This is a genomic window from Pseudomonas sp. DR48, assembly GCF_019823085.1.
In the GTDB taxonomy this organism is placed as follows: domain Bacteria; phylum Pseudomonadota; class Gammaproteobacteria; order Pseudomonadales; family Pseudomonadaceae; genus Aquipseudomonas.
In genome coordinates, this window is record NZ_CP081946.1 from 1,573,455 (window position 1) to 1,585,565 (window position 12,111).

The following is a 12,111-nucleotide window of genomic DNA, read 5'->3' on the forward strand; positions in this document are numbered from 1 at the left end:
TTCTTTTTTGAACCACTTTGTTCAGCGGCCGAACCCGGACAACTGGAACCGCGACTAGTCTGGCAAGATCCGAGGCGGTCTTTCAAGGAAAGCCCGCCCTTCAAGACTGCTCTGAGCGAAAGTTTCATGTGTTCCGCTCAGAGCCTAGCACTTAGCCCTGCAACGCACTCAGGGTCAGGTCCAGACACTTGCGTGCCTTGGTCACCAACTCATCGATTTCTGCCGGTGTAATCACCAGCGGCGGAGCAATGATCATGGTGTCGCCCACCGCGCGCATGATCAGGCCGTTGTCGAAGCAGAACTGACGGCAAATCATGCCGACACCCTTGCCTTCGTAACGCTTGCGCGTGGCTTTGTCCTGAACCAGCTCGATGGCCCCCAACAAGCCCACTCCACGCACTTCTCCCACCAACGGGTGATCGTTCAGTTCCCGTAGACGCTTTTGCAAATAGGGTGCCGTTTCAGCATGAACGCGCTCGATAATTTTTTCTTCGCGCAGAATGCGGATGTTTTCCAGTGCGACCGCAGCGGCCACCGGGTGCCCCGAATAAGTGAAACCGTGGTTGAAATCGCCGCCTTCATTGAGCACCGCGACCACTTCGTCACGCACGATCAGGCCACCCATTGGGATGTAGCCGGACGTCAGGCCTTTGGCGATGGTCATCATGTCGGGCTTGAGGTCGTAGAAATCGGTACCGAACCACTCACCGGTGCGGCCAAAACCACAGATCACTTCGTCAGCCACGAACAGAATGTCGTACTTGGCGAGGATTTCCTTGATGCGCGGCCAGTAGGTGTCAGGCGGAATGATCACGCCGCCGGCACCCTGGATCGGCTCGGCAATAAAGGCACCGACGTTGTCGACGCCGATCTCGAGAATTTTTTCTTCCAACTGGTTGGCTGCCCACACACCGAACTCTTCCGGTGTCATGTCGCCGCCTTCAGCGAACCAGTAAGGCTGGGCGATATGGACGATGCCCGGGATCGGCAAGTCGCCTTGTTCGTGCATGTAGGTCATGCCACCCAGGCTCGCGCCGGCCACGGTGGAACCGTGATAACCGTTCTTGCGGCTGATGATGACTTTCTTCTTCGGCTGGCCCTTGATCGCCCAGTAGTGACGAACCATACGCAGCATGGTGTCGTTGCCTTCGGAGCCGGAACCGGTGAAGAACACGTGGTTCATGCCTTCCGGCGCGATGTCGGCGATGGCCTTGGCCAGTTCCAGCACAGGCGGGTGAGCGGTCTGGAAAAACAGGTTGTAGTAAGGCAGCTCGCGCATCTGTTTGCTGGCAGCGTCCGCCAGTTCATCGCGACCGTAGCCGATAGCGACACACCACAGGCCAGCCATGCCGTCGAGGATCTTGTTGCCTTCGCTGTCCCAGAGGTAAACCCCTTTGGCATTGGTGATGATGCGCGGGCCTTTCTCTTTCAACTGTTTAAAGTCGCTGAACGGGGCCAGGTGGTGATCGTTGCTCAGGGCCTGCCATTCACGGGTTTGCGGATTGTTGCTGGTCATACGAATCTCCTTAAAAAATCAGGTGAAAGCGCCGTCGACAGCACGGCGCCCGGCGTATCAGACGGCGAATAGCAGGAATTCCCGCTCCCAGGAGCTGATCACGCGCTTGAAGTTTTCATGCTCGGCCCGCTTGACCGCGACGTAGCCAGTGATGAATTTCTTGCCCAGGTATTTCTCGACGGTCGCGCTGTTTTCCATGCGTTCCAGCGCGTCTTCGATGGTCAGTGGCAGGCGCAGGTTGCGGCGTTCATAGCCACGACCTACCACCGGCGCACTCGGCTCCAGGCCTTCGACCATGCCGATGTAACCGCATAGCAGGCTCGCGGCAATCGCCAGGTACGGGTTGGCATCGGCGCCCGGCAGGCGGTTTTCCACCCGACGGTTTTGCGGCCCGGCATCCGGAACCCGCAGGCCCACGGTACGGTTCTCTTCGCCCCATTCCACGTTCACTGGCGCCGAAGTGTCCGGCAGGAAGCGGCGGAACGAATTGACGTTTGGTGCGAACAGCGGCAACAGCTCGGGGATGAGTTTCTGCAGGCCACCGATGTGGTGCAGGAACAGTTGGCTCATGGTCCCGTCTTCATTGGAGAAAACGTTCTTGCCGGTCTCGATATCGATGATGCTCTGGTGCAAGTGCATGGCGCTGCCCGGCTCGCCGGTCATGGGCTTGGCCATGAAGGTGGCGGCAACGTCGTGCTTGAGCGCGGCTTCACGCATCGTGCGCTTGAACACCAGGATCTGGTCGGCCAGGGACAGGGCGTCGCCGTGACGGAAGTTGATTTCCATCTGCGCCGTGCCGTCCTCGTGGATCAGCGTATCGAGGTCCAGCTCCTGCAATTCGCACCAGTCGTAGACGTCTTCGAACAGCGGATCAAATTCGTTCGCCGCTTCAATGGAGAACGATTGACGACCGGTTTCCGGGCGACCGGAACGGCCAATCGGCGGTTGCAGCGGGTAGTCCGGATCGTCACTGCGCTTGGTCAGGTAGAACTCCATTTCCGGCGCCACGATTGGCTGCCAGCCTCTATCGGCATAGAGCTTGAGCACCTTTTTGAGCACGTTGCGCGGCGACAGCTCGATCGGGTTGCCTTGCTTGTCATAGGTGTCGTGGATCACCTGGGCGGTCGGCTCGATGGCCCACGGCACCATGAACACGGCGTTGGCATCCGGGCGGCAGATCATGTCGATGTCGGCCGGATCGAGCAGTTCGTAATAGATGTCGTCTTCGACGTAGTCGCCGGTCACGGTCTGCAACAGAACGCTCTCGGGCAGACGCATGCCTTTTTCGGCGATGAACTTGTTGGTCGGCGAAATCTTGCCCCGGGTGATCCCGGTCAGATCGGCGATCATGCATTCGACTTCTGTGATCTTGTGGTCTTTCAACCAATCGGTGAGCTGGTCGAGGTTGTGACTCATAAATGCCTCTAGGCTTTGAGTTTCCTGACTCTCGCAAGTCAGGCGATGTTTGACGCATGGGCGTCGCGTTGAATCGGGTGTCTACGACAAGCTATCGTGTTTTTTTTCGGACCGCTCGGCAAATGCCAGGCGTGCAGAATCACGAGCGGTGCCCTGCGCAATCGCCGAGCCGCTATTGTGAATCGGTTCTATATTGAATGAAGTAACCGTAATGGGGGTGTCATCGCGCCTGTCCAGAATATCGGACGGGGATACGTCATCGATCAGCATCGGGAGGATTGCCGGAAAGCCCGGGGCCGCTGAGGCCACGGCATGGGCGCAAGTGTCGCCACTGATGTGATAAGCATGCAGACCGATCTGCCTAGAGCAGATGGCGACGCCGATTAACGGCAGGCGAGACATGAAACACCCCGGTATTATTGCTGTTATGGGTTTGATTCGAGCTTAGCCTTGTTCATTTTTTTACACAACACCCCCGTAAAAAATACAACACGGCCCGCTCAAGCCTGCGGCCGCCAAAGCACTGAACAGCATAAAAACGCCCCAAACTGCCTCAAAAAAGCCCTACGAGCGCTTTTTTGGGGCAAAAAAGGCCTCGCTTGACTTCGGCATGCCGTTCGGGTTGACTGGAATCCGAAGAGATCAATGATTGATATTTTTAACAACAAAGGTGTTGCATCATGTCGGTACCCCCGCGTGCCGTTCAGCTTAACGAAGCGAACGCGTTCCTTAAGGAACATCCTGAGGTTCTGTACGTTGACCTTCTGATTGCGGATATGAATGGTGTGGTGCGCGGCAAGCGCATAGAACGCACCAGCCTCCACAAGGTTTACGAGAAAGGCATCAACCTGCCGGCCTCTCTATTTGCTCTGGATATCAATGGCTCGACGGTCGAAAGCACCGGTCTGGGTCTGGACATCGGCGATGCTGACCGAATCTGCTATCCAATCCCTGACACCCTCTGCAATGAGCCTTGGCAGAAGCGCCCTACCGCGCAGCTGTTAATGACCATGCACGAACTCGAAGGTCAGCCATTCTTTGCCGACCCGCGAGAAGTGCTGGCCAATGTCGTGCGCAAGTTCGACGAGATGGGCCTGACCATCTGCGCTGCGTTCGAACTGGAGTTCTACCTGATCGACCAGGAGAACGTGAACGGTCGCCCGCAACCACCACGCTCGCCAGTGTCCGGCAAACGCCCGCACTCGACACAGGTCTACCTGATCGACGACCTCGACGAATACGTCGACTGCCTCCAGGACATTCTGGAAGGTGCGAAAGAGCAAGGCATCCCGGCCGACGCCATCGTCAAGGAAAGTGCCCCGGCGCAGTTCGAAGTGAACCTGCACCACGTGGCTGACCCGATCAAGGCCTGCGACTACGCGGTCCTGCTCAAGCGCCTGATCAAGAACATCGCCTACGACCATGAAATGGACACCACGTTCATGGCCAAGCCTTACCCGGGCCAAGCGGGCAACGGTCTGCATGTCCACATCTCGATTCTTGATAAAGACGGCAAAAACATTTTTGCCAGCGAGGATCCCGAGCAGAACGCCGCACTGCGTCACGCGATCGGCGGTGTGCTCGAGACCCTACCCGCACAGATGGCTTTCCTCTGCCCGAACGTCAACTCCTACCGTCGTTTCGGCGCACAGTTCTACGTGCCGAACTCGCCGTGCTGGGGCCTGGACAACCGCACCGTGGCGATCCGCGTGCCGACCGGTTCCTCCGATGCCGTGCGCATCGAGCACCGTGTGGCCGGCGCCGACGCCAACCCGTACCTGCTGATGGCTTCGGTCCTGGCAGGCGTGCACCACGGCCTGACCAACAAGATCGAGCCGGGCGCGCCCGTGGAAGGCAACTCCTACGAGCAGAACGAGCAAAGCCTGCCGAACAACCTGCGCGATGCGTTGCGTGAGCTGGACGACAGCGAAGTCATGGCCAAGTACATCGATCCGAAATACATCGATATCTTCGTGGCCTGCAAGGAAAGTGAGCTGGAGGAGTTCGAACACTCCATCTCCGACCTTGAGTACAACTGGTACCTGCATACCGTGTAAGCGGTTGCAGTAAAAACAACGCCGCAAGCCTTACAGCTTGCGGCGTTTTTTTTGCCGCCTGCGGCGGATCGCTAGCAGGCTAGCTCCCACAGTTGATCTCCAGTGAACATAAATTCTGTATACACCGCAAATCCCTGTGGGAGCTAGCCTGCTAGCGATGGCGTCCTGGCAGACAACACGGATGCCTGCTCGTACAATGCCCGCTGCCCCGCAGGAGGACTTCAATGACCCGCCCCGCCACCATTCGCAAACCCCGCGCACGCAGTCAGGCCCGGATCGACTCGATACTCGATGCCGCCCGCACGCTGCTGGCAGCCGAAGGCGTGGCGAGTCTGTCGATCTACAGCGTCGCCGAACGCGCGCAGATCCCGCCCTCCTCCGTCTACCACTTCTTCGCTAGCGTCCCGGCTCTGCTCGAAGCACTGACCGCCGACGTCCACGCCGCGTTTCGCGCCTGCCTGCAAGCGCCCATCGATCACAGCGCGCTCAAAGGCTGGCGCGACCTGTCGCGTCTCGTGGAACAACGCATGCTCGACATCTACGATCAGGACGCCGCCGCCCGCCAACTCATTCTCGCCCAGCACGGGCTGACTGAAGTCACCCAGGCCGACCGTCAGCACGACATCGAGCTGGGCGACCTGATGCACAAGCTGTTCGATCACCACTTCGAATTGCCGAAGCTGCCGACCGAGGTTGACGTGTTTGCACTGGCGATGGAATTGGGTGATCGGGTGTATGCGCGCTCGGTGCAGCAGCACGGGCAGATCACGCCGCGCATGGCGGAAGAAGGGATGCGAGTGTTCGACGCCTATCTGGGGCTGTATCTACCGCCGTATCTGCTCAAGCGCACCTTCCCCTCGTAATGATCGTTCCCTCGCTCCGCGTGGGAATGCAGCCCGGGACGCTCTGCGTCCCAAAAACCGAACGCGGAGCGTCCGAAGAGGCATTCCCACGCAGAGCGTGGGAACGATCTGGTCGCCAACCTCACTGACTGACTTACAACTTGGCGATCGACACCTCGGTGGATTTCACGAAGGCGATCACTTCGCTGCCGACCACCAGTTCCAGCTCTTTGACCGAGCGGGTAGTAATCACCGAAGTGACGATGCCGGAAGCGGTCTGCACGTCGATTTCCGACAGCACGTCACCCAGCACGATTTCCTTGATCGAGCCTTTGAACTGGTTACGAACGTTGATGGCTTTGATAGTCATGCGATTTCTCCTCGAGTCGAAATGAGCTGCAAGCTCCAAGCGACAAGCTGCAAGTAAAAGCGCTTTGCTTCCTCTTGCCGCTTGAAGCTTGCAACTTGCCGCTGCTTCTATTGCGCCCATCGCAGTTGCGTAGGCAAGGGTGAAACAGGTTCAGGTTCCGGCGGCTGTCCGGGTAGCGACAGCACGCGATTGAGTACTTCGGTTTCCAGCGCCGCCAGCCGATGAGAGCCGCGCACACGAGGGCGCGGCAGCTCAACGTGCAGGTCGAGGCCGACTTCGCCCTCTTCGATCAGGATCACCCGATCGGCAATCGCTACCGCTTCACTGACGTCATGGGTCACCAGCAACACGGTGAAGCCGTGCTTCTGCCAGAGCCGTTCGATCAGTTGCTGCATTTCAATTCGGGTCAGCGCATCCAGTGCGCCTAGTGGCTCGTCGAGCAACAGCAAGCGCGGTTGATGGATCAGCGCGCGGGCCAGGGCCACGCGTTGCTTCTGGCCACCGGACAGGGCCGCCGGCCACTCGTTGGCGCGGTCCGCCAGGCCGACCGACTCCAACGCTTCCAGCGCTTGTGGCCGCCAGTTGCCCTTGAGCCCGAGACCGACGTTGTCGATGACTTTTTTCCATGGCAGCAGGCGTGCTTCCTGGAACATCAATCGGGTGTCTTCCCGCGCATCGCTCAGCGGCGCGGAACCGGCCAGCAGTTCGCCGCCGGTGGGTTTGTCCAGACCGGCGAGCAAGCGCAACAAGGTGCTTTTGCCGCAACCGCTGCGACCGACCACGGCGACAAACTGACCCGCCGGGATGTGCAGATCGATCTCGCGCAGCACTTGCCGCGAACCAAACGTCTTCTGCAGTTTGCGCACCACCAGCGGAATACCGCGCAGCAGGCGTGGAGGTTGTTGAGCCGTCATGCCGCACCTCCCTTGGCAACCTGATAAGCCGGATGCCAGCGTAGCCAGACGCGCTCAAGGCCGCGGGCCGCGAGGTCGGCGAGTTTGCCGAGCACCGCGTACAAAAGAATCGCCAGCACCACCACATCAGTCTGCAAGAACTCCCGCGCATTCATCGCCAGGTAGCCGATGCCAGAGCTGGCGGAGATGGTTTCTGCCACGATCAGCGTCAGCCACATGAAGCCAAGGGCGAAGCGCACGCCGACCAGAATCGACGGCAGCGCACCCGGCAAAATCACCTGACGGAACAGGCTGAAACCGGACAAGCCATAACTGCGCGACATTTCCACCAACGCCGGATCAACGTTGCGGATGCCGTGATAGGTGTTCAGGTAAATCGGAAACAACGTACCCAGCGCCACCAGAAAAATCTTTGCTGACTCGTCGATGCCGAACCACAGGATCACCAGCGGTATCAACGCCAGGTGCGGCACGTTGCGGATCATCTGCACCGAACTGTCGAGCAGGCGTTCGCCCCATTTCGACAGGCCGGTGATAAAACCCAGCGCCAGGCCGATGCTGCCACCGATGGTGAAACCCAGCGCCGCGCGCCAGCCGCTGATTGCCAGGTGCGTCCAGATTTCGCCGCTGCGCACCAGGCTCACGCCGGCTTCGATGACCGCGATGGGTGCCGGCAGAATCCGTGTCGACAACCAGCCCGCCGACACCGACAACTGCCACACCGCCAGCAGCAACACCGGCAACGCCCAGGGCGCGAGGTTATGAATGATTTTCTTCATGGTGCGCCTCAGCTCTGGGACGCGGCTTTGGGAAGAATGTCGTTGGCGACCATCTCGCCGAACGGGCTGACGTAACCGGCGCTTTTCGGCAGCTCTGGGCGTTCGATGTCCAAATGCGGGAACAGCAATTCGGCGACGCGATAGGACTCTTCCAGGTGTGGATAACCGGAGAAGATGAAGGTGTCGATGCCCAGGTCTGCGTATTCCTTCACGCGAGCGGCCACGGTCGGACCATCGCCCACCAGCGCCGTACCCGCCCCGCCACGTACCAGGCCGACACCGGCCCACAGGTTGGGGCTGACTTCCAGGTTGTCGCGGCTACCGCCATGCAGCGCGGCCATGCGTTGCTGGCCGACCGAGTCGAAGCGCGCCAGAGAAGCCTGGGCGCGAGCGATGGTGTCGTCGTCCAGATGCGAGATCAGACGATCCGCCGCTTGCCACGCCTCGGCGTTGGTTTCGCGCACGATCACATGCAGACGAATGCCGAAGCGCACGGTGCGCCCCAGTTTCGCGGCTTTGGCGCGCACTTGTTCGATCTTCTCGGCAACGGCGGCTGGCGGTTCGCCCCACGTCAGGACCATTTCCACCTGCTCTGCCGCCAAGTCTTGCGCCGCTTCCGACGAGCCGCCGAAATACAGTGGCGGACGCGGTTGCTGAATCGGCGGATAGAGCAACTTGGCGCCCTTCACGCTGATGTGCTGACCGTCGTAATCAACGGTTTCGCCTTCCAGCACACGGCGCCAGATGCGGGTGAATTCCACCGAGGCCTGATAGCGTTCTTCGTGAGTCAGAAACAAACCGTCGCCGGCCAATTCTTCCGGATCACCGCCGGTAACCAGGTTGAACAGCGCACGGCCTCCCGACAAACGATCCAGGGTCGCAGCCTGACGCGCGGCCACCGTCGGGGAAATGATCCCGGGGCGCAGTGCGACAAGAAACTTCAAACGCTGGGTCACCGGGATCAACGACGCGGCCACCAGCCACGAGTCTTCGCACGAGCGACCGGTGGGAATCAGCACCCCGCCGAAGCCCAGGCGATCCGCCGCTTGCGCGACCTGTTGCAGGTAACCGTGGTCGACGGCGCGAGCGCCTTCGGCGGTGCCAAGGTAATGGCCGTCGCCGTGGGTAGGCAGGAACCAGAAGATATTAAGGCTCATGGAGTGGTCTCCTTAGGGAATCGAGTGACTGGGCTTTTGGTTGCCGGGCTTTTGGTTACTGAGCTTTGGCAACGGCTGCCGGGGGCGTCCAGATCACGTCTTTGATGCTCAGCGGCTTCGGAATCAGCTTGAGCTGGTAGAAGCTGTCGGCGATTTTCTGTTGGGCGGCGACCACTTCAGGCGTGAGGAACAGCGCGCCGTAGCCCTGGCGTTTCACCGAGGTCAGGGTGATGTCCGCTGGCAGGCCGAGCAGAGGCGAAACCTGTTGGGTCACGTCTTCAGGATTGGCCTTGGACCACTCGCCGACCGCGCGCACTTCTTCCACGAGGGTCTTGATCACCTCAGGGTTTTTCTGTGCGTAAGGCTTGGTTGCCAGGTAGAACTGGTGGTTGTCGACGATGCCCTGGCCATCGCGCAGGGTGCGCGCTTGCAGTTGTTTTTCGGCGGCCGCCTGGTACGGATCCCAGATCACCCAGGCGTCGACGCTGCCGCGTTCGAACGCGGCACGGGCATCGGCCGGCGGCAGGAAAACGGTCTGGATGTCGGTGTATTTGAGGCCGGCGTCTTCAAGCGCACGAACCAACAGGTAGTGAACGTTGGAGCCTTTGTTCAGGACGACTTTCTTGCCCTTGAGGTCCTGCACCGATTTGATCGGCGAGTCCTTTGGCACCAGGATCGCTTCGCTGTGGGGTGCGGGTGGTTCGTAGGCGACGTAGAGCAGATCGGCGCCTGCCGCTTGAGCGAATACCGGTGGGGTTTCGCCAGTCACACCGAAGTCGATGGAGCCGACGTTCAGGCCTTCGAGCAATTGCGGGCCACCGGGAAATTCAGTCCATTGCACGTCCACGCCTTGAGCGGCGAGGCGCTTTTCGAGGGTGCCTTTGGCTTTGAGCAGCACCAGCGTGCCGTATTTCTGATAGCCGATTCGCAACGTCTCGGCTTGAGCTTGAGTGATGGCGCCGAAGGACACAGCCGCAATAAACAGAGCGACCAGACCACGACGCAAAATGACAGTGCGCATAGCGCTCTCCTTTTTGCAGTAGGGTTTTGGCTGCACCTGCTAAGCCGTTAGCGGCTGAGTAAGGTGATTTTTTGTTCGAAAAGTGCCTGCACTCGCTCGGCGACTTTTCAAACTAAAAAATTAAAAAGCGTCAAATGCTCCAGCGAGCACTCAACAAACGTTCATTCAACAGGTTCGGATCGAGCGGCTTGGGCCGTCGGGCCATGGCGCTGAAAAACAGCTCCAGCGATTCATTCAGTCGTTGTTCCAGCTCTGGCGCCAACTGCGCCTGGGCGCTGCCTTCGCCATACGCGATCTGGCTGTCTACGGCGAAAATCCCGTGGAGCATTTCCTGTGCTTTCAGCGCCGACAGCACCGGTTTGAGCGCGTAATCAACCGCCAGCATGTGGGCGATGCTGCCGCCGGTGGCCATCGGCAAGACCACCTTGTGCGCCAGGGCGCGTTCGGGCAGCAGGTCCAGCACGGTTTTCAGAGCGCCGGAGAACGATGCCTTGTAAACCGGCGTGGCGATCAGCAGGCCATCCGCGTTTTCGATCTGTTGCAGCAGGTCGATCACCTTCGGGCTGTCGAAGCGTGCGTGCAGCAAGTCTTCGGCCGGGAAGTCCCGTACCTGATAACTCACCACTTCCACACCTTGCTCCTGCAACCAGCGTTGGGAGCGCTCCAGTAGCACCCCGGAACGGGAGCGTTGGCTCGGACTGCCACCGAGTGAGACGACCAGCATTCAGACGATTCCTTGAAGGGTGGTGGCGATTCGCAGTTTGCGATCTCGCTTGGATGGAAGTGACCTTAACAGGTGATTGTTATATCCATAAATCATATTTATTCATTTGGTTATTCGTTGTAGATCTATGCAGACAGACTTTTTCCAGGCAAAAAAAAGGCCGTAAAAAACGGCCCGAAATTCCCTGCTTTATGGTGATCGTTCCCACGCTCCGCGTGGGAATGCAGCCCGTGACGCTCCGCGTCACTGGACGCGGAGCGTCCCTTGAGGCATTCCCACGCAGAGCGTGGGAACGATAGTTAGCTGAGTTATCGATTGGGTTGTGGCGTCAGGCGCAGGTACGGCTTCACCGCGCGATACCCCTTGGGAAAGCGTTTGTTGATTTCGTCTTCATCCTTGAGCGACGGCACGATCACCACTTCATCACCGTCCTGCCAGTTGGCCGGTGTGGCCACCTTGTAGTTGTCGGTGAGTTGCAGCGAGTCGATCACCCGCAGGATCTCGTGAAAGTTGCGCCCGGTGCTTGCCGGGTAGGTAATCGTCAGCCGAACCTTTTTGTTCGGGTCGATCACGAACAGCGAGCGCACGGTCAGGGTGTCGTTGGCATTCGGATGAATCAGGTCGTAGAGGTCCGAGACCTTGCGATCGGCATCGGCAAGGATCGGGAAATTGACCAGCGTGTTCTGGGTTTCGTTGATGTCCTCGATCCACTTGTGGTGCGAATCCACGGGGTCCACGGACAGGGCAATGGCTTTGACGCCGCGATTGGCAAACTCATCCTTGAGCTTTGCAGTGAAACCCAATTCGGTGGTGCACACCGGAGTGAAGTCCGCCGGATGGGAAAACAGCACGCCCCAGCTATCGCCCAGCCATTCGTGAAAACGGAGGGTGCCGGCGCTGGAATCCTGTTCGAAGTCGGGGGCAATGTCGCCCAGTCTGAGGCTCATGGTGCTGCTCCTGGTGAGTGCTTGTTGAGCTCAACTGTGCCTAAGTTTTTTATGGATTAAAAAGAATAAATATCAATTTATTTAGATCATAAATGAATATTAAAGATCTGTTCACTGGACCTTGGTGAACATCGAGACGACTATCGTTCACAAGGTTCGAGAAGGCCTTGAGTTGCTGCAAAGAGGGAAAATTCAAGGCGGGATTACGGGGGTGAGCTCGCCTTGAAACGTAAAAGCCCCGCCCGGCGAGATGCCGGGCGGGGCTTTTTTTTACCTCGATTATCCACTGTGGGAGCGAGCCTGCTCGCGAAGGCGCCGTGTCAGTCACAAATTTTGCTGAATGACATACCGTTTTCGCGAGCAGGCTC

At 59.1% G+C, this 12,111-nt stretch carries 12 protein-coding genes; 2 read left to right on the forward strand and 10 right to left on the reverse strand.

Going from position 1 to position 12,111, the window contains the following annotated elements:
- Positions 1-151: 151 nt before the first annotated feature.
- The 3 genes from K5K95_RS07255 to K5K95_RS07265 form a co-directional block, all read right to left on the reverse strand.
- Entirely contained in the window at positions 152-1,516 is a 1,365-nt protein-coding gene (locus K5K95_RS07255) for an aspartate aminotransferase family protein (protein ID WP_222588910.1), read from the reverse strand.
- A 57-nt stretch (positions 1,517-1,573) separates the two neighbouring features.
- A complete protein-coding gene (locus K5K95_RS07260; RefSeq protein WP_222588911.1) occupies positions 1,574-2,932 on the reverse strand; it encodes a glutamine synthetase family protein in 1,359 nt (452 codons plus the stop codon).
- A gap of 81 nt (positions 2,933-3,013) precedes the next feature.
- On the reverse strand, positions 3,014-3,334 hold the full coding sequence (locus K5K95_RS07265) for a gamma-glutamyl-gamma-aminobutyrate hydrolase family protein (RefSeq protein ID WP_222588912.1): 321 nt from the start codon (positions 3,332-3,334) through the stop codon (positions 3,014-3,016).
- 278 nt (positions 3,335-3,612) lie between these two features.
- On the opposite strand from K5K95_RS07265, the gene K5K95_RS07270 reads away from it, so the two are divergent.
- Both K5K95_RS07270 and K5K95_RS07275 read left to right on the forward strand, forming a co-directional pair.
- The gene (locus tag K5K95_RS07270; RefSeq protein ID WP_038980872.1) at positions 3,613-4,989 is read left to right on the forward strand and encodes a glutamine synthetase family protein; all 1,377 of its coding nucleotides are present in this window, start codon (positions 3,613-3,615) and stop codon (positions 4,987-4,989) included.
- Between the two features lie 224 nt (positions 4,990-5,213).
- Complete coding sequence (locus K5K95_RS07275) at positions 5,214-5,852, forward strand: TetR/AcrR family transcriptional regulator (protein ID WP_222588913.1); 639 nt, start codon at positions 5,214-5,216, stop codon at positions 5,850-5,852.
- Between the two features lie 133 nt (positions 5,853-5,985).
- Here K5K95_RS07275 and K5K95_RS07280 read toward each other — a convergent pair whose 3' ends face one another.
- The 7 genes from K5K95_RS07280 to K5K95_RS07310 form a co-directional block, all read right to left on the reverse strand.
- Positions 5,986-6,201, reverse strand: coding sequence for a molybdopterin-binding protein (locus K5K95_RS07280; RefSeq protein WP_003229256.1), 216 nt, complete (start codon positions 6,199-6,201; stop codon positions 5,986-5,988).
- 107 nt (positions 6,202-6,308) lie between these two features.
- A complete protein-coding gene (gene ssuB, locus K5K95_RS07285; protein WP_090178360.1) occupies positions 6,309-7,115 on the reverse strand; it encodes an aliphatic sulfonates ABC transporter ATP-binding protein in 807 nt (268 codons plus the stop codon).
- On the reverse strand, positions 7,112-7,894 hold the full coding sequence (ssuC, locus tag K5K95_RS07290) for an aliphatic sulfonate ABC transporter permease SsuC (protein WP_222588914.1): 783 nt from the start codon (positions 7,892-7,894) through the stop codon (positions 7,112-7,114). The genes ssuB and ssuC overlap by 4 nt, the downstream gene beginning before the upstream one ends.
- Before the next feature lie 8 nt (positions 7,895-7,902).
- Entirely contained in the window at positions 7,903-9,051 is a 1,149-nt protein-coding gene (ssuD, locus tag K5K95_RS07295) for an FMNH2-dependent alkanesulfonate monooxygenase (RefSeq protein WP_008026018.1), read from the reverse strand.
- Between the two features lie 55 nt (positions 9,052-9,106).
- Positions 9,107-10,072, reverse strand: a complete 966-nt coding sequence (locus tag K5K95_RS07300; protein ID WP_222588915.1) for a sulfonate ABC transporter substrate-binding protein — start codon at positions 10,070-10,072, stop codon at positions 9,107-9,109.
- 130 nt (positions 10,073-10,202) lie between these two features.
- The gene (gene ssuE / locus K5K95_RS07305) at positions 10,203-10,796 is read right to left on the reverse strand and encodes an NADPH-dependent FMN reductase (protein ID WP_090178348.1); all 594 of its coding nucleotides are present in this window, start codon (positions 10,794-10,796) and stop codon (positions 10,203-10,205) included.
- Between the two features lie 308 nt (positions 10,797-11,104).
- Positions 11,105-11,743, reverse strand: coding sequence for a peroxiredoxin (locus K5K95_RS07310; RefSeq protein WP_222588916.1), 639 nt, complete (start codon positions 11,741-11,743; stop codon positions 11,105-11,107).
- Between the last annotated feature and the right edge of the window lie 368 nt (positions 11,744-12,111).

Bases quoted from the DNA above. Each gene is read 5' to 3' on its own strand.
- K5K95_RS07255 (WP_222588910.1), bottom strand. From the start codon at position 1,516: ATGACCAGCAACAATCCGCAAACCCGTGAATGGCAGGCCCTGAGCAAC.
- K5K95_RS07260 (WP_222588911.1), bottom strand. From the start codon at position 2,932: ATGAGTCACAACCTCGACCAGCTCACCGATTGGTTGAAAGACCACAAG.
- K5K95_RS07265 (WP_222588912.1), bottom strand. From the start codon at position 3,334: ATGTCTCGCCTGCCGTTAATCGGCGTCGCCATCTGCTCTAGGCAGATC.
- K5K95_RS07270 (WP_038980872.1), top strand. From the start codon at position 3,613: ATGTCGGTACCCCCGCGTGCCGTTCAGCTTAACGAAGCGAACGCGTTC.
- K5K95_RS07275 (WP_222588913.1), top strand. From the start codon at position 5,214: ATGACCCGCCCCGCCACCATTCGCAAACCCCGCGCACGCAGTCAGGCC.
- K5K95_RS07280 (WP_003229256.1), bottom strand. From the start codon at position 6,201: ATGACTATCAAAGCCATCAACGTTCGTAACCAGTTCAAAGGCTCGATC.
- ssuB (WP_090178360.1), bottom strand. From the start codon at position 7,115: ATGACGGCTCAACAACCTCCACGCCTGCTGCGCGGTATTCCGCTGGTG.
- ssuC (WP_222588914.1), bottom strand. From the start codon at position 7,894: ATGAAGAAAATCATTCATAACCTCGCGCCCTGGGCGTTGCCGGTGTTG.
- ssuD (WP_008026018.1), bottom strand. From the start codon at position 9,051: ATGAGCCTTAATATCTTCTGGTTCCTGCCTACCCACGGCGACGGCCAT.
- K5K95_RS07300 (WP_222588915.1), bottom strand. From the start codon at position 10,072: ATGCGCACTGTCATTTTGCGTCGTGGTCTGGTCGCTCTGTTTATTGCG.
- ssuE (WP_090178348.1), bottom strand. From the start codon at position 10,796: ATGCTGGTCGTCTCACTCGGTGGCAGTCCGAGCCAACGCTCCCGTTCC.
- K5K95_RS07310 (WP_222588916.1), bottom strand. From the start codon at position 11,743: ATGAGCCTCAGACTGGGCGACATTGCCCCCGACTTCGAACAGGATTCC.